Raw genomic sequence first — 23,677 nt, 5'->3', positions numbered from 1 at the left:
TTTCTTGTAATAAAAATTACATTTGATTTACAAATGTCCTTCCTTGCGTTAATAATCCGCCTCTAGACTGTGGCTATAATCGTTAACTTTCAGAGGAGGCAAGTATCGATGAAAAAAATAACCGAGCGTTACACACTCACGTCCTCGCAAAAAATGATGGTGTTTGTACTGTCCATGTCACTGTACGGCTTGTCCAACATGTTCACAGAGCTGATCCCGAAGCTCCAGCTTGGCCCCATCGAATTGTCTGTCGAGTATTTCGCCTTCATTCCACTCACGCTATGTATTCTGTTCCATCCCATGATTGCGGCATTGGGAGCCGCTCTTGGAGAGGTGATCTTCGGTGAGCTGATGCTGGGTCAATTCGGCGGACTGGGTGAGCTGGAGAAATTCATTACCTTCTCCTTCGCCATGTACGTTGCTGGACGTATGGTCAGTGACCCTCGCAATCGCAGACAGGTAGGCATCGCGGCGATTACGGGCGTTATCATTCACCAATTTCTTAGCTCCCTGGTCGATATCGGCAAGGTATGGATCGGAGTCGAGGAGCTAGAAGCCGTGCCTGGACTAGCAGAGAGCGTAGTTGTTATTGAAGGTGTAGGCTTCCTGAATGATGTATTGTTCTCAGGCGTCCTGTTCGCGTTACTGCCCACACTCTATCTTGTTCCTATGCTTTACGGGAAAATCGAGCCTCTGCTCGGCATCAAGCCGCGGAATCCTGGTATGAAATACGAAGGGATCAGTATCTTCCGTCCGAAGCTGGTTATCATTGGGCTTGTGCTCTTTGCTCTGGCATTTGGCGCAGAATCCCTATCCGAGATGGATATTAACTTTGCGGCATGGGAGACAGACTATGCAGATTCTCTTGGCACCACTGCGATCTGGATCAGTCTAGGTGCAGCAGCATTAATTGCCGCCATCACGATGCTGATTATGCGGAGCAGACGCAGCAAGAACAAAGCCGTCAGCGATCTGGAGAGCCCACCTTATGCCTAAATCCGAACAAGCTATCTCTATTCAGCAGGTAACCTTTACTTATCCTGGCTCTGAGCAGCCTGTCCTGAACGAAGCCACCCTGGAGCTGGCACGCGGTAGCTTCACGGCGATTATCGGGGGCAACGGGTGCGGCAAATCAACGATGTGCAAGCTCTTTAACGGTCTGATTCCCCAGTTCTATACCGGGGATTTCTCCGGTGAGGTTCATGTACTGGGTACCTCTGCAACAGGTCAGGCTGTAGCTGAGCTGAGCAAGAACATCGGCTACGTCTATCAGGATTTTGATAATCAGCTAGTACGGCCTACCGTGTTGGATGAAGCCTGCTTCGCACCGTTGAATTATGGTCTTCCCAACTATAGGGAGCTAGGTGAAAGAGCCCTTGCGATGTGTGGTCTAACAGGACTTAATGAGCGGTATATCTGGGAGCTGAGCGGCGGGCAAAAGCATCTACTCGCCTTGGCCGGGGCATTGTCGATGGACCCGGATATTCTGATCGTGGATGAGCCTGTCTCTCAGTTAGACCCTCAGCATGCCAGACAGATCTATGAATGCTTGTCCCGCCTGCATCGTGATCATGGCAAGACTATTATTGTAATCGAGCATCATACGGAATTTATCGCTGATTTCTGCGAGGATGTCGTGCTCATGGAGCAAGGACGTGTCGTGTGGAAGCTGTCGGTCAGGGAAGGACTGAACCAAGTTGATGATCTACAACGGCTTGGGATTCAGCCTCCAGAGGTCACCCGCGCAGCCATAGCTGTCGCTGAATATTCGGCAATTAACACCTTAAAGCAGACTACATTTACTTCCAAGGTGGAGATCCACACTCCAAATACTGAGGCAGCATTACAAACAGAGCGCACATCATCCGAAAAGCTGACAGCCGAAGCCCTGCTTAAAACTCCAGTTCAGAAAGGTGAGCTGTACCCGGTGACCGTCGAGGAAGCGGCGATGTATTTTTCAACACAATACCCGTCCACGTCCTCGGGAACAGATTATCATCACACCGAAGCGATTAATATAGGTGCAGATGATACTACAGCATCACCGCTCATGAGCAGGATTCTACAGACACCAACAGGCTTAAGGGCTTCGAGGCAGATAAGTTCTCTGGAGCCCATGCCAGTAGACATGCCTACTGGCACACAAGCTTATAGTCACGCTACCGCAGCCACACCTGTAGTTAAATTCAGTCATACGAGACTAAGCTATAGAGGACTCGGTAAGCAGGAGCACGATGTTATTCGCGGGCTGAACCTCACTCTGTACGAAGGGGAGCGTATCGCACTGGTCGGCAACAACGGTGCAGGCAAATCCTCGCTATTGAAACTCATAGCAGGAATCAGCCTACCGCAATCCGGCAGTGTTAGCGTGCTGGGGCAGCTCACGAACCGTTCTTCCTTGGAACGGCTCGCTGGTCAGGTGGCCTACATTTTCCAACAGCCTGGTGAAATGTTCATTGAAGACAGTGTGCATAAGGAGGTCTCGCACTTCATGCGAGCACGTCGTATGCCCGATGCAGAGCAGCACAGCCAGCATGTTCTGGAGCGCTTTCGTCTGGGACCGTTGCAAGATCGGGATGCTCGTCTTCTGAGCGGAGGACAGCAGCGTCGAGTGACACTTGCGATAGGGGCAGCGATGAGGCCCGCTCTGATGCTGCTGGATGAACCGACTGCCAATCTCGATATGGCGACCCGGGAAGAACTGATTGCAACCTTGGCAGAGCTGGATCAGCACGTACGCACCACCGTTATTGCCACGCATGATATGCAGCTCGTTACCGAGTGGGCCACTCGTGTTATCGTGCTTCATCATGGTCAGGTCGAGGCAGACGGCCCGCCAGCTGATATCTTTGCAGATGCTGCCCTGCTGCGCCGCTGCGGACTTGCACTCACACAGATTATGGAACTATCGCACCGGATGGAGCTGCCTTCGCTCTGCTCAACAACGGAGGATTTTGTGACTACGCTTCTCTCAAGGACTCTCACAAAGGAGGATGCTCGCCATGCAGCTTGTCCGCAACTGGCTTGATAAAATATCCATTGAGCGCATTCAGCTGGAGCTGATGAATACCGTGTACGGTAGTGGTCATGCCAGCCTGTCACGGCTTGATCCACGGGTGATGCTTATCTGGTATCTGTTCTTCGGGATCGTACCCTGGTTCATTCATAACGGCACGGTGCTGCTCGGGATGTTCTTCATGATGGTGACGACCACCATTCTATCGCGAGCCGCCCCTTTCATTATTATCATTCTCTGTCTGGGCTTGGTAGGGCAGGTCGGCTGGATGTTCATCATCTCGCTATTTTTCGGTGGAAATCTGGAATCGGCCATGCCTCTCCTTCTACTGACGCTCAAGCTGTCTATTGTCTCACTGGCAAGCATAACCGTCTTCTCTGGTATGGACCCAGAACGGATTGGGGACGGGCTGCTCGCGCTAGGAATGCCCGCTGCTTTCTCTTTCAGCATGTCCTATGCGTATCGCATCCTGCCAGTGCTGTTCGGTGAATATCGCAATATCATGCTATCCTACAGGCTGCGTGGACAGGTGCCTTCCCGACCGGGATGGCTATACTGGCGGTTTGCAGTGTATTATATGAGGCTGCTTATGCTCTCCTTCTTCCCCCTCATGCTGGCTACGGCCAAACGATCACGCACAACCGTAGAAGCTCTGGAGACTAGAGGGTTCTCCTATGGCATGAAGCATCCTGCTTCCACTCGCCTCAAGCTGGCCCATTTAAAAATTACAGTACGTGACATAGCTTTCCTTAGCGGATCAGCTATATACGTCGGTATGCTTTTCTGGCTGGGCGGACAGATTAACATTTTATAATAAGGAGTGTCACAAATGCGCATTGATCTTCATACTCACGGCAAATTGTCCAAGAAATCCGATTTCTCGGCAGCCTATTTTACAGAAATGGTGACTGAAGCCAAGGCCAGCAGACTAGATGCACTTGCTCTGACCGAGCATTTTAATACCCGTAATTTCTATGATGTCTATGAGTCTTTGGATCGCCTTTATCCATATAATGGGGAATATTATGAGGCAGATGGTCTACGTATCTTTCCCGGCATGGAGGTAGATATTCAGGAGGTAGGGCATATCTTGCTCATCGGGCAAAAAGAGCACATTCTGGCAGTTCGCAAGCTGCTGGAGCCTTACACAGCTAAAAACTCGTTCATCCCGTTCGCAGATCTACTGGATCTGGCGGAGGCTTGGCCGTTGCTCAAGATCGGTGCACATCCCTTCCGTAAATCCACCCCACTCTTTTTACATGACCGCAATCTGCTCGCACGCCTGGATGCCTTTGACCTGAATGCCAAGGACATGTATGAATATGGAATTCAGCCCTGTCGTGAGCAGGTGGAGCAGTTCGCAGCGTCATTCAACAAGCCAGTTACAGCTGGCAGTGACACACATCAATGTCTGCAATACGGTAGCGTCTTTAATGTGCTCGAACGTCCCTGCGCCTCTGTAGCTGAGCTCAAGGAATTAATTCTGACTCAGAAGTATCATATTGAGGTCTCTTCAGAGCTGCCTCTACGTGTCAAAGCCTCTGTTATGCTCAAGAAGCTGATGAAGCGTCTGGCCAAGCTGGAAGCCGGGTCGGTAAAGGAAATGCAGGAAATATAGCACGCACAAAAAATGAGCCCGAAGGAATAACTCCTTCAGGCTCATTGAATTTTCATAACCCATATGATGTGTGGAATTACTTACCGAAGGACGATGGGTCTTCGCGCCATGAACGCAGAAGTTCCAGCTCTTCCTCCTGAATAGCCCCTGTGCGCAATGCTACCTGCATCAATGCACTGTAATTCGACAGTGTATCCAGCTTCAAGCCAGCTTCTGCGAATGCTTGGGTAGACTTATCCAGCTCATAGGTGAAGATCGCCAGCACCGCCAGTGGCTCTGCTCCCACCTGCTTAATAGCCTCTGCAGCCTTGATAGAGCTGCCCCCGGTCGAGATCAGATCCTCGATGACGACGACCTTCTTCCCCGCTTCGATGCGGCCTTCAATCTGATTCTCCTTGCCATGGCCTTTGGCCTTGTCACGTACATAAGCCATTGGCAGCTGCAGCTTCTGTGCAACCCATGCCGCATGGGGAATACCGGCTGTTGCCGTTCCTGCAATGACCTGTGCTTCAGGATACCTCTCCTTGATGACTGCGGCGAATGAATCAGCAATCAGCTCTCTAACCTCTGGATGGCTCATCGTCAAGCGGTTATCGCAATAGATCGGGGATTTGATGCCTGATGTCCAGGTAAATGGCTCTTGTGGTCTAAGCGCTACAGCCTGAATCCGAAGCAAATGCTCGGCAATACTCTCGGGAATCGCTGCTAATGTGGTCATGTTTGTACCATCTCCTCAATAATTTGTAGGGCAGCCTGTCTTGGATCTGCTGCTGCTGTAATCGGACGGCCCACGACAATGTATGTACTGCCGCCGGCGATCGCTGATCCTGGTGTCGTGAAGCGGGACTGGTCTCCAATGTCACTTCCGGCTGGACGTATACCTGGCGTTATTGTACTGAATTCAGGACCACAGGCTGCTTGTATTGCTGAAGCTTCCAGTGGGGAAGCTACGACACCCTGCAGTCCTGCCTCCTTCGTCAACACCGCATAACGCACTACTGTATCTTCTACAGTACCCGGTATACCAATCTCTTCATTCATCACCTGCTGATTCGTGCTGGTCAGTTGGGTCACTGCGATAATGATAGGCATGGACAAGTCTGTGTTCTCCTCCAGCGCAGCCTCAGCTCCTTCGCGGGCAGCCTGCATCATGGCAGCGCCTCCGGCTGCATGAACGTTGAACATATCTACGCCGAGGTGTGTGATGCTGTTCGCTCCGCCACGTACCGTATTAGGAATATCATGCATTTTCAGATCAAGAAATACAGAGTAGCCCTTAGCCTTAAGCTCCTGCACAAAGGCTGGACCTGCCGCGTAGTAGAGCTGCATCCCTATCTTCATGTAACAAGGAATTCCCTCCAATTGCTGAACCAACTGACGGGCTGGCTCTGGATTCGGATAATCCAGTGCAACAATCAACCTTCCGGCCATGCGCTTGAATTCATCAGTCATGCATTTATACCTCCTGTTGCTCGATTTCAGCTCATTCCAGTGCACATTCGGGGTTTTTGCCCGTGATAAAGGACATCCATCAGACGGTGCTGAAGATGTCCTCTCATCATTCGTTACTGTGTTCTAGTACCTTGACTGGATACTTTGTTTCTTTATGGCTTCCCCGCTTTCCGCTAACGACGTACTTTCCAGGTCAACCCGAAACCATATCCAGTCGTGGTACTAATGTTGTTGGAAGCTTATGCTCTTTACTCTATCCGCTAGCTCAGGACAGGCATCGCCTCGGAGGAGAAGTTCAAGGTCTCCAGCATACCGAGCAATGCTTTGACCGTATCCAGGGACGTCATGCAGACAATACCGTTCTCCACTGCCTCACGGCGGATACGGAATCCATCACGAGTAGGCGTCTTACCTTTGGTCAGCGTGTTGAACACGAAGTTCGCTTCGCCCGTACGGATCAGATCCAGAATGTTCGGTGTACCCTCACTGAGCTTATTCACGATGGTAACTGGGATATTAGTGGCCTGCAGGGCAGCAGCTGTTCCGCCAGTTGCATAGATCTTGTAGCCCAGCTTGTAGAAGCCGCGCAGCAGCTCTACTGCCTCTTCCTTATCCTTATCAGCCATCGTAGCGATGATCGCACCCGTGGAAGGAATCTTCATGCCTGCACCTACAAGACCTTTATACAGTGCCTTGGCGTATTTAGCGTCACGTCCCATAACCTCACCTGTGGACTTCATTTCTGGTCCAAGTGTAGGCTCTACGCGGCGCAGCTTGGCGAAGGAGAAGACCGGTACTTTGACCGATACATACTCGCTCTCAGGCCACAGGCCATCCGTGTAGCCCATATCCTTCAGCTTCGTACCGAGGATCGCTTGAGTGGCTACATTCGCCATCGGAATGTTCGTAACCTTGCTCAGGAAAGGCACTGTACGTGAGGAGCGTGGATTGACCTCGATGACATACACTTCTCCGCCATGAATGACGAACTGAATGTTCACCAGGCCAATCGTCTTCAATTCCTTAGCGATACTGATCGTGATATCCACAATCTTCTGCTTCGTAGCTGCATCCAGATGTTGAGGCGGGTACACCGCGATCGAGTCACCAGAGTGAACACCGGCGCGCTCTACGTGCTCCATGATCCCAGGAACGACTACCGTCTCACCGTCACAGATCGCATCGACTTCCACTTCTTTACCCAGCATGTAGCGGTCAATCAAGACCGGATGCTCAGGATTGATCTTAACCGCTTGCTCCATGTAGCTCAGCAGCTCTTCATCTGAGTATACGATCTCCATCGCACGTCCACCCAGTACGTAGGATGGGCGTACCAGCACTGGATAGCCCAGACCTTGTGCTGTCTCTACTGCTTCATCTACGGAAGTTACTGTACTGCCCTTAGGCTGTGCAATCTTGAGACGAGTCAACAGCGCTTCGAACTTCTTGCGGTCCTCTGCTTCATCTATACTCGCAAGGTCTGTACCCAGAATCTTGACACCTGCCTTGCTAAGCGGTGCGGCGAGGTTAATCGCGGTCTGTCCACCGAACTGCACGATCACTCCAATCGGCTGCTCCTGCTCGATGACGTTCATGACGTCCTCGAAGAACAGTGGCTCGAAGTACAGACGGTCTGATGTATTGAAATCCGTCGATACCGTCTCCGGGTTGTTGTTAATAATAACGGCTTCGTACCCGGCTTTTTGAATGGCCCATACCGCATGCACCGTGGAATAGTCGAATTCGATCCCTTGCCCGATCCGAATCGGCCCGGAGCCCAGAACGACGACCTTCTCCTTCCGAGTCTCTGTTACTTCATTCTCAGTCTCATACGTGGAGTAGTAGTATGGCGTGGTTGCTTCGAATTCCGCCGCACAGGTATCTACCATTTTGTATACAGGGCGAAGATTATGTGATTTACGGAATTCAGTTACCTCTGCCTCCGTCTTATGCCCGCCACCCAGTGGCGATGCACTCCGCAGCTCAGCGATGGAACGGTCCGTGAAGCCCATGCGCTTCGCTTGGTACAGCGTATCGTAAGTGAGCTCTTCCTCTGAAGCAAGCTTTTTCTCGAATTCTACAATGCCTTCAATCTTGTCGAGGAACCACCAGTCGATGCTGGTCAGGTCTTGAATCTCCTGCTGTGTATATCCACGTCGGAATGCTTCTGCCACCAAGAACATCCGCTCATCATCTGGCTTGTTCAGACGCTGCTTCAGCACCTCGTCGGACAGCTCTTCCGCTTCCTTCAGATGAATACGGTTCACACCGATCTCCAGGGAACGAACAGCCTTGTGCATCGACTCTTCAAAGGTACGGCCAATCGCCATGACCTCTCCAGTCGCCTTCATCTGTGTGCCCAGCTTCCGATTCGCCGATGTAAATTTATCGAATGGCCAGCGTGGGATTTTGCTGACGATATAGTCCAGCGTGGGCTCGAAACAAGCATAGGTCTGCCCAGTTACCGGATTCACGATCTCATCAAGCGTATATCCGAGTGCAATCTTCGCTGCCATCTTTGCAATAGGGTAGCCTGTTGCTTTGGATGCAAGCGCAGAGGAGCGACTCACACGAGGATTAACCTCGATAACATAGTATTGATAGCTATGTGGGTCCAGTGCGAACTGAACGTTACAGCCTCCCTCGATATTCAGCGCGCGAATGATCTTCAGGGAAGCGGAGCGCAGCATTTGATACTCACGGTCAGACAACGTTTGGCTTGGAGCCACTACGATGCTGTCACCTGTATGCACACCGACTGGATCGAAGTTCTCCATGTTACATACGACGATACAGTTATCATTACCGTCACGCATAACTTCGTATTCTACTTCCTTCATGCCAGCGATGCTCTTCTCGACCAGACATTGTCCGATCGGGCTATAACGAAGGCCGGAGGCTACGATCTCACGCAGCTCTTCCTCATTTGCACAAATCCCGCCGCCTGTACCACCGAGTGTATAAGCAGGGCGCACGATAATTGGATATCCGATCTCATTTGCAAAATTCAGCGACTCCTCAAGCGTAGTAACAATCACGCTTTCAGGAACTGGCTGCTCCAGCTCGCGCATCAACTCGCGGAACAGGTCGCGGTCCTCCGCTTTCTCAATTGAGCTTAGCTGTGTACCCAGCAGCTTCACATTCTCGCTCTCAAGCACACCTGCACGAGCCAGCTCTACAGCCATGTTCAATCCCGTCTGTCCACCCAGTGTTGGCAGAAGACCATCTGGACGCTCCTGACGAATAATCTGGGTTACGAAATCAAGTGTAATCGGCTCGATGTATACTTTATCCGCCATATTGGTATCGGTCATGATCGTAGCTGGGTTGCTGTTGATCAGGATGACTTCTACGCCTTCTTCCTTCAATGCTTGACAGGCTTGCGTGCCTGCATAATCGAACTCAGCTGCCTGCCCGATGACAATGGGGCCGGAACCGATGACTAGTATTTTTTTGAGATCTGTATGTTTCGGCATGAATTAACGGGCTCCTTTCCCGGCAGCTGCGATGACTGCCTGACGCGGTTGTTGAGGGTGATTAAGCTTGTGCTCCCGGATCATTTCCAGGAAGCGGTCGAACAGGTAGCTGCTATCGTGCGGCCCTGGGGCTGCCTCTGGATGGTACTGCACGGAGAAGGCTGGGAAGCGTTTATGCTTGAGTCCCTCCACCGTTTTATCGTTATTGTTGATATGTGTAATTTCCAGCTCTGTTCCCTCTACGGACTGCTCGTTTACCGAGTAACCGTGGTTCTGGGAGGTGATGAAGCAGCGTCCGCTCTCCAGTTCCTTAACCGGATGATTGCCGCCGCGATGACCGAATTTCAGCTTCTCAGTATCTGCACCTGCCGCTAGGGCGAAGAGCTGATGGCCGAGGCAAATGCCGAAGATCGGATACTCGCCAAGCAATTCACGAATAGTATCTACTGCATGTGGCACATCCTTAGGGTCTCCAGGGCCGTTGGACAGCTGAATGCCATCCGGGTTCAGTCTGCGGACTTCATCGGCAGTCACATTGTGAGGCACGACGACAACATCACAGCCACGCTCGTTCAACTCGCGCAGAATACCGCTCTTCGCACCATAGTCGACCAGTACAATGCGCTCACCGTTACCAGGGCTGCTGTACATATGTGGAGTCGAGGTCATCGGTACCTGATTGCGGAGCTCAGCTATTGTCGTGTCATTCATCATTTCCAGCAGCTCTTCCACGGACTTGGAGGAGGTTGTCAAAATGCCTTTCATCGTACCGTGATGACGGATAATGCGGGTCAGCATCCGGGTGTCAATGTCGCTGATCCCGATAATGCCATATTCCTTCAACAGAGCGTCAACGCTGTATTGTGCTCGCCAGTTACTTGGAACAGGCTCATAGCGGCGCACCGCAAAGCCATGCACATAAGGACGGACGGATTCAAAATCATCACGTGTTATCCCGTAGTTCCCGATCAACGGATATGTCATCGTAACGATCTGACCACAATACGAAGGGTCTGTAAGTACCTCTTGATAGCCTGTAATTCCTGTGTTAAATACCACCTCGCCCGTCTTTTCACCTTCAGCACCGAATGCTGTGCCGGTGAACAGCGTGCCGTCTTGAAGCAATAATCTTGCCTGCATTCCGTCTCACTCCTCTAATTGATCTTGTCTATTAAGCATTCTGCACCTATCCTCGCCCAGCCATCTTTCACTTGGCGATTGATTTAGCAAAATGAGTATTATTGTTCTGTTTTTATGCTCCAGACGATCTGACCATCTACCCAGGTAGCAACCGGCCAGCCCTTCAGCTTCCATCCACCAAACGGTGTATTGTGGCCTTTGGACACGAAGGTCTCTGGGTCCACTGCCTGTTCCTGCTCCAGATCGATCATAGTCAAGTCAGCAGGTGCTCCCTTCGCAAGTCGTCCCGTCTCCAGTCGGAATACCTCTGCTGGAGCCTTTGTCATTTTTTGCACCAGGAATTCGAGTGTCCACAGCCCAGTCTCCACGAATCTCGTATAGAGCAGCGGGAAGGCTGTCTCGAAGCCTACGATGCCAAACGGAGCAAGCTGCATTCCCTTAGCCTTCTCTTCTGCACTGTGCGGCGCATGGTCCGTCACGATCATGTCGATCGTTCCATCCATCAAGGCCTCAATGCAGGCCTGCACGTCGCGTGGACTGCGCAATGGAGGATTCATTTTCCAATTGGCATCCATTCCCGGGATATCCTCTTCTGACAGAATTAGATGGTGTGGACATACCTCCGCAGTCACTCGAATCCCAATCTCCTTGGCCTGGCGAATCAACCTTATGGATTGCTCCGTGCTGACGTGGCATACGTGATAATGTACACCCGTAGCCTCAGCGAGCAAAATATCCCGCCCGACATGAATCGCTTCGGATTCATTCGGAATACCCTTCAAGCCATGCTTGGTTGCAAACGAGCCTTCAGCAACAGGTGCTCCCTCTACAAGGGTGTTGTCCTCACAGTGGGCGATGACTGGCATGTCGAGCGCCTGTGCACGGTACATGGCATCCTTCATCATCTGCGCGCTCTGTACACCCACTCCATCATCGGTGAAGCCAATGGCTCCGGCTTGTCGCAGAGCTTCGAAATCTGTCAGCTCTCGTCCGAGCTCACCCTTCGTAATCGCGGCGTATGGTAGTACTTTCGCCAATCCAGCTTCCTTCGCTTTGTTCAGGACCAGCTCCACAATCTCCGGGCTATCCGTGACTGGACGTGTATTCGGCATACAGGCGATTGTTGTAAATCCACCTTTGACTGCTGATCTGCTGCCTGTCTCAATCGTTTCTTTATGTTCGAAGCCAGGTTCACGCAAGTGTACGTGCATATCGATCAAGCCCGGGATGACCAGCTTGCCGCCAGCATCCACGATCTCCGCGCCCTCCTCCGGATTCGGAATCTCTTGGCCGTAATATACGCCCTGAATTTGCCCTTCTACTATCTGTACCGCTCCGTTAACCTGCTCACCTTGCTCATTCAACAAGCTTGCATTTATGATCCATTGGGATGTCATGTGCTTCGATTCCTCCGCTTCAAGTCTCTGATCTTTCATCCTTACAGCTTCATAGCCCGTTCCATGACGGCCATTCGAATAGGCACGCCGTTTGACATTTGTGGAAAAATCAGCGATTGCGGACTTTCCACGACCTCGCTATCAATCTCCACATTCCGATTGACTGGAGCCGGGTGCATAATAACCGTATTCCGATTCAGACGCGAGGCTCTCTCTGCCGTCAGACCATATTGCTCACGATAGTGCTCTGCAGATTTCAGCATGCCTTCTGCATGTCGCTCCAGCTGTACACGCAGCATCATCACAACATCACTGCGCAGCGCCTCCTCCATGGATACATAAGCTGCATGCTCAGCCAGCTCTGGTGCCTGCATATTTGGAGGTGCACAGAAGCGAACCTGCGCTCCGAACTTTTGCAGGGCCCACAGATTCGAGCGGGCAACCCGACTATGCAGGACATCTCCGATAATCGCTACATTCAGACCTCTCAGCTCACCAAATGCTTTGCGCATCGTGTACAGATCCAGAAGGCCTTGCGTCGGATGCTCGTTGTTCCCGTCACCTGCATTGACCAGCGGGACACTGACCGTCTCAGCCAGCTGCTGGAGAACGCCTGCCGGCTTCAGCCGGATGACCCCAGCATCAATTCCCATGGATTCCAGTGTACGAACTGTATCATATATGGACTCGCCCTTCTCAACGCTGGAGGCTGCGGAGGCGAAGTTCAGCACCTGAGCTCCGAGACGTTTTTGTGCCATTTCGAAGGAAAAGCGGGTGCGTGTACTGTTCTCGAAAAACATATTCGCTGCAAATTTGCCCTCCAGCACGGGAACCAGCTTCTGCTCCTGCCCTTCCCAATAGGCTGCACGATCCAGAATGGATTCAATCTCGTTACGGCTTAATTCCTTGAGTCCCAGCAGGCTGCGATCTTTGAGTTTGGTTTGGAGTGCCATCATTCCTGTTCCCCCCGATTCTGGATAATCACGACTTCATCTTTGCCATCGGTCTCCATGAGAGCAACTTCGATCTGCTCCGATCTGGAGGTAGGAATATTCTTTCCAATATAGTCAGGACGAATCGGCAACTCTCTATGTCCTCTGTCCGCCAGCACCGCCAGTTGAATCATACGTGGTCGGCCGCAATCCATTAATGCATCCATCGCAGCCCGGATCGTCCGCCCCGTGTACAGTACATCGTCGAACAGGATGACTTTCTTGTCCTGGATGCTCACTGGGTGGCTCATCTTGAGCTGCTCCGCGCAGTTCTTCTCGACAGTCGCGCTACGATCATCCCGATAAGGCGTAACATCCAGCTCACCCCAAGGAATCGGTGTTCCCTCGATCTCTTCAATCTTGGCTGCCAGCCGCTCTGCCAGATATACACCGCGTGTGCGTATTCCAATGAGCAGACAGTCTCCGATCCCTTTGTTCTTCTCCAAAATTTCGTGGGCAATACGAGTTAGTGCACGGCGTATTGCCGTCTCATCCATAAGTACATGTACTTCACTGCTCATGCTTCCAGCCTCCTCGGGTATCCCTTCCGATATGGTCCCGTGACAGATACAAAAAAAACTCCTTGCCTAAAAGATGGCAAGGAGTTCCTACGACAGAGTACACCTGTCGCTGATCTCATCGGATACAACAAAGCATACCACCGCAGTGGATGCAGTTGTTCCATTCACGTTACCTTGCCAGCCTCACGGGACTGATTTAAAGGTGCTATTCAGATTTCCTTCATGCATTATGACATACAGGAAATGGCCTGTCAACACCTTGCCTGCCGGAGCACCGGAAGCATTTGCAGATTATGAAGTTGTTGAGAGCACGAATCCTTTAGAAATAAGTTCTGCACATTGCCCAAAAGAAAAGCTGTAATAAGATTCCACACTTACATCGGTTCATTCTTATTGCTTGTAAGTAACCTGAAATTCACCTGGAATGTAAGCCATCTGATCTTCGTTTATAATTATACAGCTTTACTGCATAATTATCCACTCCGATTTTTTTAGGTCTTCTTCCATTTCTTATCCCTTTAAGTTAATCCATCTCCACAGTGAGTTGAATGTTGAGTCATCATGGATATTTGTACGAATCGCAACTAAATTATCCAAAGCGAAAAAGCCTCTCATTCCACTTCATGTGGTACGAGAGGCTTCTTTTATCCGATATGCATACTGCTGAAGTTGATCCCAGAGCTTCCGCACAATTGCCCAATTATACATGACAATATGAGCTTCCCAAAAAGGGAGACAACTCACTACATGTTGTTATATAGGATAGATTTAATTACTCGACATCTGAAGAAGACGATATTTACTGCTTCTAATCAACTCTAGTCCACTCCGTTTCACCAAATGGTTTCTTGGCCCCAGGAATTACAAGTTTGTTATCGTTAACGGCAATCTCGAACACATGACTTGTATTTTCTACCGAGGTAGTTTTATAGTCTGGGGGAGTTGCTAACGTCCATAGCTCATACTGAAGTTTCAAGCGCGTATTGTTGCTAAAGGAATACGTCCCCGAAAATTCATAGTAATCGTTCTCACCTTCATAAGTGCCTCTTGCAAATGTGCCGTCCCTAAAGAATTCCATGTACCCATTTGGAATTCCAGCAGCTTTCCATCTTCCAATAATGAGGGTACTTGAATCCAAGCTTGAACTTACCCTCGGCGATTCTTGTACTACATCTTCTGAAGATGACATCAAGGATTGGACCGGCTCCGGTTGCAAAGAATCCTCGGGTTGAGTAACTGAGGAATCAGTTGCCTCTGACGAATTGTCTTCAGCATTCGGTGGATCGGTCGTCTCCGACGAATGAGACTTTGTAGTTGATGGAGTTTTCTCGGTTGAAGATGGCTGCAAGGCATCCTGCTTGACCTCTGCATTCTCGTCATTTTTAGTGTCTGGTGAAGAATCCGTCGTGGATGAACTGTTATTCGTCTGTAATAGCTGCGGCATGGCTGAAGTAATGTATAAGGCCACTCCTAGAAATAGTACAGCGAATACAGCTACAGAAATAGAAAACACCTTTAATACTTTCATTCCAAACCTCCGTAAACTTATCCAGCAGGGTATCACCAAATACATTCATATGTATTATCTCAAGTATAATAATCCAATTGAACTATTTTGTAAATAAATATAGTAATTTATTCCTGATTCTTATAGACTATACTGCAGTTAATAAGTGAACAAGGGACCATGATGAAGTTCTCCCTCTTTTTGTAAAATGTAAAAAGCACCCGCTACTCCCGAAAAGGAAGAGTGAGTGCTCGAAAAACCAGCTTCATATCAGCGCATGCAGTGCAATATTGGACTACCTGCTGCGTAGAGAAGCAAGTACATCTTCTATATCCTCAGGCAGAGGGGCACTGAATTCAAGGTATTCTCCAGACGATGGATGAACAAAGCCAAGTACCGCTGCATGCAGTGCCTGTCCATCCATTCGGATCCCCTTGTTTCGCCCATACATAGGATCGCCTACCAGTGGATGACCGATGAATTTCATATGCACACGAATCTGATGCGTACGCCCCGTCTCCAGCTTCAGCTCCAGCAGCGTGTAATCGCCAAAGCGCTCAAGTACCATAAAATGAGTCACCGCATGCTTGCTGTTGCGCTCTGTCACGGCGAACATCTTGCGATCATTCGTATCTCGTCCAATCGGGGCATCGACCGTGCCTTGATCGTGACTGAGATTACCGTGCACTAGCGCAAGATAACGCCGAGTTACGCTATGATCCTTAAGCTGGGCAGCGAGCGAGGCATGAGCCTTATCATTCTTGGCTGCCATGAGCAGGCCGGACGTATCCTTATCAATTCGGTGTACAATACCCGGGCGAAGCTCACCATTAATACCGGATAAATCCTTGCAGTGGTACATCAGAGCGTTCACCAGCGTACCCGAGGAATGTCCAGGGGCCGGATGCACCACCAGCCCTCTTTGCTTATTCACCACAATGACATCTCGATCCTCATAGACGACCTCAATAGGAATCAGCTCAGGCTGTAGGTCTACAGCTTCAGGCTCGGGAACAGATAGCTCAATATGATCCCCGATATTCAGCTTGTAGTTGGACTTAACGGCTTGACCGTTGACAAGGACTTTTCCATCCCCAATCCATAGCTGCACCTGAGAACGAGATACATCCGGTAGCTGCTCTGCAATGAATTTATCTATACGTGTCTTGGATTCTTCTGTGATCCATGCCAGCAGCTCCTGCACAGTAGATTCATCAATCTCATCTGTAACATCACTTTGGTTATGGTTATTCTGTTCCATCATGCTGCCCCGTTCCTTTCGCTTGCTCCTGAAGCTTTGTCCGTCTCGAATCCAGAATGGTATCCAGAATAATTAATCCAACTCCGATGCAGATGGAGGAATCGGCTATGTTAAAGATCGGAAACGTATAGCTACCAAAATTAAACTGTGCGAAGTCCACCACTTCTCCCATCAGGGCCCGATCCAGGAAATTCCCGATCGCACCACCCAGCACAAGACTTAATCCCCATGGTAACAGCCGTTGCCCGCTCTTAAGAGCTTTTCTCATATACCATATGATCGCAATCACCACAACAATGGTAATGATAATGAACAGCCAGCGTTGGCCCTCAAGTATTCCGAATGCCGCGCCGCGATTCCGATGGGATGTAATCAGAAAGAAATTGCCGATCACTGGAATTTGTTCCCCTAGCTCAAGTCTTGTAGCTATTAAGTATTTGGTGCCTTGGTCCAATAAAAAAACGAGTAGAGCGATTACATAGTACAGCACAGCGATATGTCATCTCCGTTCTTTCTAATTCCGTATTCATTTCTTGCCAATTTCAGACCCGTTCATTGTAGCATAATCGCCCAGACTCAGTCCACGCACCATCTATTTCACTGACCGTATTTTTCCTTCGCTAAAACCATGCCTCTCGGCGCACCCTATTCCTATATTGGAAAGGAGGCCACTTATGTACCTGTTAGACACGGAGCAGCTGCATTGGCTTCAGAATGAGCTGCTTGACCGCAAACGCAGCATTGAGCAGCGTCTGGAGCATAATGATCATTACGGGCTTGAGCATACTCATCGTTATGAGACCGGAGAATTATCGACCATTGATAATCACCCAGGCGACGTCGGTACTGAAGTATACGAGCGAGCCAAGGATGTCTCCTTGACAGAGCATGATGAGTTCATGCTGGAGCGGATTGACTCTGCCTTGCAGGCCATGAAGGAAGGCAGCTATGGTAGCTGCGCAGAATGCGGAGCAGCGATTCCGTACGAGCGATTGCAGGCCATTCCCTATACCATCTATTGCGTGCAGCACTCCCGGGAGACACAAGCTTCAAATAACAGACCTGTCGAAGAGGAATTTTTGTCCCCGCCATTTGGACGTAGCAGTCTTGATGAGCACGAGTATTCAGGCTTTGATGGGGAAGACGCATGGCAAATTGTCGAAAGCTGGGGCTCCTCCAACTCCCCCGCCATGGCCGAGTCCAACGAGATTACCCGTTATGATGACATTGAGATCGAAGCAGGCGATGACCTTGGTGGCTTCGTTGAAAGCTATGAGAACTTCGTCGCTACCGATCTATATGGTCATGATGTCACGGTGATTCGTAGTAAGCAGTATCAGGATTACCTGGAAAAAGGTGAAGGCGTTCCTTTACTGGAGACCGAGCACGAGGATGAAGAGTAGCATTCTGCACCCATATACTCAAGGTCTTATAGGGCCGTTGCTGTGCACTCACAAAGGGGTAATTTGATGCACCCCCAAGGCTGTTAATAGCTGGTCAACTCCAGCTGCCGCTGTACGATGCGGACGATATCTGCAATGTAATCCCCGATAATGGGGAGATTCAATGCTCCTAGTACTTGCAGTATATAAATAATGGTCGCCGCAAAAAAAGTGAAGCCGATAGCAATGCCGACGCCTCGGAAGGTACCTGACAACAGGTTCAACCAGATCAGACGCAGAGGACGATTGAGCAGCAGGGCATAGTCGGCTAAGCGAGCATATTCCATCCTTGTAGCCGCACTCCTGATGACGGCCTTCGTGACAGTTCGTTTATCGTGTTTCACATGGAGTGCATGACGGTTCATGGATTTTCTCTGACGCCGAGTGGCCATCCCTGTACCTCCTTCATAGCAGCATTAGTCGCTTCTTGACCTCAAACAAAGCTAAAACAAAGCTAAAAACAGACTTAAAACAAATCACGAGCCTAGAAGTCATAGCTTCAGGCTCGTGATTTGCTAATCATTACCTATATTGTGTTCCCATGCATGCTTGATTATTCAGCAATGTGAACGCCGAATGTTTTGTCGCCCGCCTCAACGCGCTCCATCGGCTCAGCATGACCAAATTGCACATCTGTAACCAGTACGTTCTCGCGCAATACGGCATCAAAGGCCATGATCGCTGTACGCAGTTCATCATCGACATCCAGCGTCAGAGCTACATATTTCTCGATCGGCAGATCCAGCTTCTTGCGGTAATCCTGCACGGCACGAACTACCTCACGAACCCAGCCCTCTTGCTCCAGCTCAGGCGTAATATCCGTATTGAGCGCTACTGTCAGGCCATAGCCAGAAGCCGATGCAAAGCCTTCCTTCGCTTTCTTCTCCACCAGCAGCTCCTCAGCAGTCACCTGCAGCTCCTCACCATCTGGAGATACGATATTCAACAGGCCCTGCTCCACTACCGTACGAGTCTCGGATGCAGACATGCCCTTGAAATGATTTTGCAGGAAGCCAACGTTCTTGCCGTATTTCTTGCCTGCTACCTTGAGATTAAGCTTGAGTGTGAAATCAACGAACCCGCTGTCATCTGTCTCCGTACGAATCTGCTTCACATTGATCTCATCCTTGATGATCTCCTCATAATCCGCCAGATGGAAATCATTATCCAGAGATACAATCAGCTCAGATAGTGGCTGACGGGTCTTGAAGCCAGTCTCGTTACGCACGTTCCGAGCGAGTTCAACCACACGGCGTGCCGTCTCCATGTCCCGTTCCAGCTCCAGATCGATCAGCTGCTCGTTGGCTGCAGGATAATCCTCCAGATGCACGCTTTCCCCACCGCTCAGATTCAAATAGATATCTTCTGCAATCATCGGCATGAACGGCGCAATCAGCTTCGAGGTCGTCAGCAATACCTCAGTCAAAGTACGATAAGCATCCAGCTTATCCTCTGTCAGGCCACTACCCCAGAAGCGATCTCGGGAACGACGAATATACCAGTTGCTGAGCTCATCCACGAAGCCCTCAATGGCTTTTGAGGAATTCAGGAAGTCGTTCACAGCTAGCGCCTTATCGACCTGCACAATCAAGCTGTTCAGTCTCGACAGAATCCAGCGATCCAGCTTGTGGGCAGACAGCTTGAATGGATGCTCTGCTGGGTTGAACCCATCAATCGTCGCATACAATGTCAAGAACGCATGGGTATTGACGAGTGTGTCCACCATCTTGGACTTCGCCTCACCAACAATTCCCTTGGAGAAACGTTTGCTGTTCCAAGGAGCGCTATCCGCCAGCATCGCCCAACGGAAAGCATCCGTTCCGAATTCCTCAATGATCTCCCAAGGATCAATTACATTTCCTTTGGACTTGGACATCTTCTGTCCTTGCTCATCCAGTACATGGCCAGTCGCCATAACAGCCTTGTAAGGGGATTTACCTGTCAGGAGTGTGGATACCGCCAGCAGACTATAGAACCAGCCGCGAGTCTGGTCAATTCCTTCGCAGATCATATCTGCTGGGAATTGCTGCTCGAATACCTCTTGATTTTCGAACGGATAATGCTGCTGCGCGAATGGCATCGAGCCACTATCGAACCAGACGTCAATGACTTCTGGTGTACGTGTCATCACGTATTTGCCGCAGGAGCTGCGTACCTTGATCTCATCTACAAATGGCTTGTGCAGCTCGATATCCTCAGGGACGTCGCCAATCGCCCGCTCCCGAAGCTCTGCGATGCTGTGCGGCGCGAATTCTTCACCGGTCTCCTCACATTTCCAGATATTCAGCGGCGTCCCCCAATAACGGTTACGGCTAATGTTCCAGTCCACAAGCTCCTCCAGGAACTTACCGAAGCGCCCTTGACGGATGTGACCCGGATACCAATCCACCTCATTGTTGTTCGCAATGAGTTGCTCCTTGATGGCTGTCGTCTGGATGAACCAGCTGTCCATGGCGTAATACAAGAGCGGTGTATCACAACGCCAGCAGAACGGATAGCTATGCTCATATTTTTCCTTGCTATAGAGCAGCCCCTTATCTGTCAGCATGCGCAAGATATCAATATCGCAATCCTTCACGAAGCGACCTGCCAACTCAGTGACTTGCTCTGTGTAGCAGCCCTGGAGGTTAACCACATTGACGAAGCCAATTCCGTGCTCACGAATAACACGATAGTCATCCTCACCATGCGCTGGTGCCATATGAACGACACCTGTACCGCTCGAATCCGTAACGAAGGAGGCGCCCAGGATTGTACTTCCACCCGTCACATCTACATAGTTGAATGGTGGTGTGTAGGTCTGACCCACGAGCTCCGAGCCCTTGAGTGTGCCAAGCAACTCATACTCCCCGTTAATTACCTTCTCCACGAGATTCTTCGCAACGATGTACACTCCATCCTCTTGCTTCACTCGTGCATATTCCATATCAGGATTCACAGCGAGAGCAACGTGACCCGGGAGTGTCCATGGTGTAGTCGTCCAGGCCAGTACATACTCACCGCTCTCATGAAGCTTGAACTTCGCCGTGGCACTGAGATCCTTGACGTCTTTGTAGCCCTGTGCCACTTCGTGGGAGCTTAGGGTCGTCTGGCAGCTAGGACAGTAAGGACTTACGCGATGACCGCGATATAGCAATCCTTTGTCATGGACTGTAGCCAGAATGTTCCAGACACTTTCAATGTAATCGTTCTCCAATGTTACATATGGATTATCCAGATCCGTCCAGTAGCCGATGGCTTCCGTCAAGTCACGCCATTGCTGCTCATATACGAAGACACTTGCCTTACATTTCTCTACGAACTTTTCGACACCGTATTCCTCGATCTCATGCTTGTGAGAGATGCCCAGTTCCTTTTGCACGCCCAACTCAACAGGCAGTCCATGAGTGTCCCAGCCTGCTTTACGCACGACACGATAGCCCTTCATTGTCTGGTAACGACCAATGAAGTCCTTGATGACGCGGCCCAATACGTGTCCGATATGTGGCTTGCCGTTTGCTGTAGGAGGTCCTTCGTAGAATACGAAGTTCGGCTTTCCTTCCCGATTGCTGATCGACTTACGGAAAATATCCTCCTGCTTCCACTTGTCGAGCACGCGCAGATCGCGTGTTCTGGCCTTTTCCTTGATATCTACTCGTTGCATCCTCATCTTCTTCCTTTCATCTTCAAATCACACTCTGGTGAGTCCAAAAAACAACACCAAAAAGCCTCGCCCCATAAAGGGACGAGGCTCTGCTCGCGTTACCACCCTGATTCCGGCATCTGTCACTTCACTCTATTCTATAGAATGATGAGTAAACAGATCAAACCGGCTCTCTAATCCCCGCCTTCAGCAGGGAGCCACATGATAACGTATGGCATACGGTGACCGCTTACACACGCATAACGCGCTTCAGCTCACTTCTCGGGGAGGATATTCGATCATGCCTTGAACGTTGGCTTGCACCGAAATGCCAACTCTCTGCTGAACAAGCTCATGACGTACTGATTCCCGTCTTGGAATTTATCGTTTGTGATACAGTTGTGCTACAAATATGTCGCAATGCAGATAATATACTCTGATTACCAGCAAAAGTCAACCGCACGACGAATGGAGAAATCAGTAAATCTCCTTCATCTCACGCTCGCGATCAAGAACTTCACGTTCACGATTCTCCAGAGCTTCCCAACCGTCCTGGCTGAGCAGGTCGAGCTGAGCCTCCACCAGTGTACGGAATCTGGCACGATAGATCGAAGCCTGCTTCTTGAGCTCCTCGACTTCAAGTGCAATCTTGCGTGATTTCGCGAGTGCGTCGTTCACGATCCGGTCAGCGTTCTTCTCCGCTTCCTTCACGATGAGCTGCGCTTCCTTCTTCGCGTTGTTCTTGACCTCGTCTGCTGCTTCCTGAGCTACGATAATCGTCTTGCTCAGCGTCTCTTCAATATTCGCAAAATGATCCAGCTTCTCCTGAATGGACAGTAACTCGTTTCTGAGCTCCTTATTCTCGCGAAGCACGATATCATAGTCTTTGACCACCTGATCCAGGAATTCATTAACCTGGTCCTCATCATAGCCGCGAAGTCGACGGGCAAACTCCTTGTTATGTATGTCCAATGGTGATAATGGCATGATGTCCACCTCCTGTGAATTTGTCTTCTTGGGCATGCCAGAAGATTAGTCGTAAGACGCCATACAATGCGGACTGTCATGCGCCCGTGCATTCCTGCCTTCCTACACTCTACTGTATGCATCGGAAAATTCGTGCCAACTTGTTAGCTTAATCAATTCGACACAGTGTTCGAGAATCCTGCAATGATTTATACAAATTTCCCGATTTTCACACGCATTCTGCCTTTTTTGGTGACACCATCTGTCTCCAGCAGCCTGAATCGACCAAATCCATGAAAGGATACCACATCTCCAGCCTTCAGCATACAGGAAGGATTCTCCTCCTGCTTCCAGTTCACCCGACAGCGTCCAGCGCGGATTGGTGCCAGTACCTTACTACGGCTCAGGCGGTACACATCACTCACAATTCCGTCCAGACGTAAAGAGGCCACCGTAAGGTCCATGGTCTCATAGGCGGTCTCTGTCTTGATCAACTGATCAAGAGGAAGCAGCTCTGTTCGAACCTGTACCCGGTGGACTTGCCCTAGATGGGATGTAATGAATGAACTGATATCCGATGTCATCAATACATGACAGCCTTCATCCCGGACATGAAAATCGCCAATCTTGCCCCGCTTAATGCCAAGGCCAAGAATGGCACCCATATAATCACCATGCTCCAGCTCGGACAGCTTCTTGTCATCTGATGAGATGGAGAGCACTACGACTCCCATATCCTCATCGTCTAAATAACTGTAATCCGGGGCGATTAGTGCCCGCTGTCGTTCAGCTCCGTCGTAGCCGCCGTCCAGACGGACCTGTACATCCCCGTTTCTGGATGCGATGGTGCTCAGTATGTAAGCCTGCCGAGGATCAAGGAATTCGCTAAGCTTGCGCTCATGTAGCTCACTCGCACGCTCGATCCACTCCGAAGCTCGATCTATGAAGTCCTTCTCATCAGCGTGGAAGTGCTCATATATCTCCGTATGCATGACATCCTCCTACACGAAGTAACGCAGGACGGAGATCAGGCCTGAAGCAGCAAAACGCAGCACAATCAGAGCAATGATCGGCGAAATATCAATCATACCGAAGATCGGAGGAATGAACCTGCGGAAAGGCGACAGATAAGGCTCTACAAGCTTCGCGAGCAATTCCCCAATGAAGCTCTCACGGGCATTCGGAAGCCAGGACAACAGCACGTACACAATAATCATATAAGTATAAATTTGAAGCAATAAACCAACAACAATCTCAATACTCAAAA

The 23,677-nt window shown here is 50.2% G+C and carries 20 protein-coding genes and 1 other annotated feature; of the genes, 5 read left to right on the top strand and 15 right to left on the bottom strand.

The window, feature by feature from the left end; all coding sequences use genetic code 11:
• Window positions 1–108 precede the first annotated feature (108 nt).
• The 4 genes from D328_RS0120015 to D328_RS0120000 are packed head-to-tail and all read left to right on the top strand — an operon-like array spanning window position 109 to window position 4,634.
• Entirely contained in the window at window positions 109–996 is an 888-nt protein-coding gene (locus D328_RS0120015; RefSeq protein WP_018886821.1) for a hypothetical protein, read from the top strand.
• Entirely contained in the window at window positions 989–3,028 is a 2,040-nt protein-coding gene (locus tag D328_RS0120010) for an ABC transporter ATP-binding protein (RefSeq protein WP_018886820.1), read from the top strand. The genes D328_RS0120015 and D328_RS0120010 overlap by 8 nt, the downstream gene beginning before the upstream one ends.
• Entirely contained in the window at window positions 3,003–3,830 is an 828-nt protein-coding gene (locus tag D328_RS0120005) for an energy-coupling factor transporter transmembrane component T family protein (RefSeq protein WP_018886819.1), read from the top strand. Before D328_RS0120010 ends, D328_RS0120005 begins: the two co-directional genes overlap by 26 nt.
• Before the next feature lie 15 nt (window positions 3,831–3,845).
• A complete protein-coding gene (locus D328_RS0120000; protein WP_018886818.1) occupies window positions 3,846–4,634 on the top strand; it encodes a PHP domain-containing protein in 789 nt (262 codons plus the stop codon).
• Window positions 4,635–4,710: 76 nt separating this feature from the next.
• Here the strand turns inward: D328_RS0120000 and pyrE are convergent, their stop codons facing one another.
• From pyrE to lspA, 10 genes are all read right to left on the bottom strand, one after another.
• Entirely contained in the window at window positions 4,711–5,352 is a 642-nt protein-coding gene (gene pyrE, locus D328_RS0119995; RefSeq protein WP_018886817.1) for an orotate phosphoribosyltransferase, read from the bottom strand.
• Window positions 5,349–6,086 carry an orotidine-5'-phosphate decarboxylase gene (gene pyrF, locus D328_RS0119990; protein WP_018886816.1) on the bottom strand — a complete coding sequence of 246 codons (738 nt, stop codon included), beginning with the start codon at window positions 6,084–6,086 and terminating at the stop codon, window positions 5,349–5,351. Before pyrF ends, pyrE begins: the two co-directional genes overlap by 4 nt.
• 260 nt (window positions 6,087–6,346) lie before the next feature.
• Complete coding sequence (gene carB, locus D328_RS0119985; protein ID WP_018886815.1) at window positions 6,347–9,562, bottom strand: carbamoyl-phosphate synthase large subunit; 3,216 nt, start codon at window positions 9,560–9,562, stop codon at window positions 6,347–6,349.
• Between the two features lie 3 nt (window positions 9,563–9,565).
• Window positions 9,566–10,702, bottom strand: coding sequence for a glutamine-hydrolyzing carbamoyl-phosphate synthase small subunit (gene carA, locus D328_RS0119980; protein ID WP_018886814.1), 1,137 nt, complete (start codon window positions 10,700–10,702; stop codon window positions 9,566–9,568).
• Window positions 10,703–10,800: 98 nt separating this feature from the next.
• The gene (locus tag D328_RS0119975) at window positions 10,801–12,099 is read right to left on the bottom strand and encodes a dihydroorotase (RefSeq protein WP_026281283.1); all 1,299 of its coding nucleotides are present in this window, start codon (window positions 12,097–12,099) and stop codon (window positions 10,801–10,803) included.
• A gap of 41 nt (window positions 12,100–12,140) precedes the next feature.
• Window positions 12,141–13,052, bottom strand: a complete 912-nt coding sequence (locus D328_RS0119970; protein ID WP_404821460.1) for an aspartate carbamoyltransferase catalytic subunit — start codon at window positions 13,050–13,052, stop codon at window positions 12,141–12,143.
• Complete coding sequence (gene pyrR / locus D328_RS0119965; RefSeq protein ID WP_018886811.1) at window positions 13,052–13,612, bottom strand: bifunctional pyr operon transcriptional regulator/uracil phosphoribosyltransferase PyrR; 561 nt, start codon at window positions 13,610–13,612, stop codon at window positions 13,052–13,054. Before pyrR ends, D328_RS0119970 begins: the two co-directional genes overlap by 1 nt.
• Before the next feature lie 808 nt (window positions 13,613–14,420).
• Window positions 14,421–15,140, bottom strand: a complete 720-nt coding sequence (locus tag D328_RS0119960; RefSeq protein ID WP_018886810.1) for a hypothetical protein — start codon at window positions 15,138–15,140, stop codon at window positions 14,421–14,423.
• A gap of 274 nt (window positions 15,141–15,414) precedes the next feature.
• Window positions 15,415–16,383 carry an RluA family pseudouridine synthase gene (locus tag D328_RS0119955; RefSeq protein WP_018886809.1) on the bottom strand — a complete coding sequence of 323 codons (969 nt, stop codon included), beginning with the start codon at window positions 16,381–16,383 and terminating at the stop codon, window positions 15,415–15,417.
• The gene (gene lspA / locus D328_RS0119950) at window positions 16,367–16,870 is read right to left on the bottom strand and encodes a signal peptidase II (protein WP_025680835.1); all 504 of its coding nucleotides are present in this window, start codon (window positions 16,868–16,870) and stop codon (window positions 16,367–16,369) included. The genes D328_RS0119955 and lspA overlap by 17 nt, the downstream gene beginning before the upstream one ends.
• A gap of 184 nt (window positions 16,871–17,054) precedes the next feature.
• On the opposite strand from lspA, the gene D328_RS0119945 reads away from it, so the two are divergent.
• Window positions 17,055–17,783: a TraR/DksA C4-type zinc finger protein gene (locus D328_RS0119945; RefSeq protein WP_018886807.1), complete on the top strand. Its 729-nt coding sequence runs from the start codon at window positions 17,055–17,057 to the stop codon at window positions 17,781–17,783.
• An 83-nt stretch (window positions 17,784–17,866) separates the two neighbouring features.
• Here the strand turns inward: D328_RS0119945 and D328_RS0119940 are convergent, their stop codons facing one another.
• The 5 genes from D328_RS0119940 to D328_RS0119920 all read right to left on the bottom strand — a co-directional run bounded on the left by D328_RS0119940 (window position 17,867) and on the right by D328_RS0119920 (window position 23,675).
• Window positions 17,867–18,214: a DUF5665 domain-containing protein gene (locus D328_RS0119940; RefSeq protein WP_018886806.1), complete on the bottom strand. Its 348-nt coding sequence runs from the start codon at window positions 18,212–18,214 to the stop codon at window positions 17,867–17,869.
• 161 nt (window positions 18,215–18,375) lie between these two features.
• Window positions 18,376–21,465 carry an isoleucine--tRNA ligase gene (gene ileS / locus D328_RS0119935; RefSeq protein ID WP_018886805.1) on the bottom strand — a complete coding sequence of 1,030 codons (3,090 nt, stop codon included), beginning with the start codon at window positions 21,463–21,465 and terminating at the stop codon, window positions 18,376–18,378.
• Window positions 21,466–21,539: 74 nt separating this feature from the next.
• Window positions 21,540–21,829, bottom strand: a binding site (T-box leader).
• A 92-nt stretch (window positions 21,830–21,921) separates the two neighbouring features.
• Complete coding sequence (locus D328_RS0119930; protein WP_018886804.1) at window positions 21,922–22,431, bottom strand: DivIVA domain-containing protein; 510 nt, start codon at window positions 22,429–22,431, stop codon at window positions 21,922–21,924.
• Window positions 22,432–22,619: 188 nt separating this feature from the next.
• Window positions 22,620–23,402, bottom strand: a complete 783-nt coding sequence (locus D328_RS0119925; protein WP_018886803.1) for a YlmH family RNA-binding protein — start codon at window positions 23,400–23,402, stop codon at window positions 22,620–22,622.
• 9 nt (window positions 23,403–23,411) lie between these two features.
• The gene (locus D328_RS0119920) at window positions 23,412–23,675 is read right to left on the bottom strand and encodes a YggT family protein (RefSeq protein ID WP_018886802.1); all 264 of its coding nucleotides are present in this window, start codon (window positions 23,673–23,675) and stop codon (window positions 23,412–23,414) included.
• Window positions 23,676–23,677 lie beyond the last annotated feature (2 nt).

Source organism: Paenibacillus massiliensis 2301065 = DSM 16942, assembly GCF_000377505.1.
GTDB lineage: Bacteria > Bacillota > Bacilli > Paenibacillales > Paenibacillaceae > Paenibacillus > Paenibacillus massiliensis.
This window is presented reverse-complemented; position numbering and strand designations above follow the sequence as displayed.

Coding starts and splice junctions, on each gene's coding strand:
- D328_RS0120015 (WP_018886821.1), top strand. CDS start 109: ATGAAAAAAATAACCGAGCGTTACACACTCACGTCCTCGCAAAAAATG.
- D328_RS0120010 (WP_018886820.1), top strand. CDS start 989: ATGCCTAAATCCGAACAAGCTATCTCTATTCAGCAGGTAACCTTTACT.
- D328_RS0120005 (WP_018886819.1), top strand. CDS start 3,003: ATGCAGCTTGTCCGCAACTGGCTTGATAAAATATCCATTGAGCGCATT.
- D328_RS0120000 (WP_018886818.1), top strand. CDS start 3,846: ATGCGCATTGATCTTCATACTCACGGCAAATTGTCCAAGAAATCCGAT.
- pyrE (WP_018886817.1), bottom strand. CDS start 5,352: ATGACCACATTAGCAGCGATTCCCGAGAGTATTGCCGAGCATTTGCTT.
- pyrF (WP_018886816.1), bottom strand. CDS start 6,086: ATGACTGATGAATTCAAGCGCATGGCCGGAAGGTTGATTGTTGCACTG.
- carB (WP_018886815.1), bottom strand. CDS start 9,562: ATGCCGAAACATACAGATCTCAAAAAAATACTAGTCATCGGTTCCGGC.
- carA (WP_018886814.1), bottom strand. CDS start 10,702: ATGCAGGCAAGATTATTGCTTCAAGACGGCACGCTGTTCACCGGCACA.
- D328_RS0119975 (WP_026281283.1), bottom strand. CDS start 12,099: ATGACATCCCAATGGATCATAAATGCAAGCTTGTTGAATGAGCAAGGT.
- D328_RS0119970 (WP_404821460.1), bottom strand. CDS start 13,052: ATGGCACTCCAAACCAAACTCAAAGATCGCAGCCTGCTGGGACTCAAG.
- pyrR (WP_018886811.1), bottom strand. CDS start 13,612: ATGAGCAGTGAAGTACATGTACTTATGGATGAGACGGCAATACGCCGT.
- D328_RS0119960 (WP_018886810.1), bottom strand. CDS start 15,140: ATGAAAGTATTAAAGGTGTTTTCTATTTCTGTAGCTGTATTCGCTGTA.
- D328_RS0119955 (WP_018886809.1), bottom strand. CDS start 16,383: ATGATGGAACAGAATAACCATAACCAAAGTGATGTTACAGATGAGATT.
- D328_RS0119945 (WP_018886807.1), top strand. CDS start 17,055: ATGTACCTGTTAGACACGGAGCAGCTGCATTGGCTTCAGAATGAGCTG.
- D328_RS0119940 (WP_018886806.1), bottom strand. CDS start 18,214: ATGGCCACTCGGCGTCAGAGAAAATCCATGAACCGTCATGCACTCCAT.
- ileS (WP_018886805.1), bottom strand. CDS start 21,465: ATGCAACGAGTAGATATCAAGGAAAAGGCCAGAACACGCGATCTGCGC.
- D328_RS0119930 (WP_018886804.1), bottom strand. CDS start 22,431: ATGCCATTATCACCATTGGACATACATAACAAGGAGTTTGCCCGTCGA.
- D328_RS0119925 (WP_018886803.1), bottom strand. CDS start 23,402: ATGCATACGGAGATATATGAGCACTTCCACGCTGATGAGAAGGACTTC.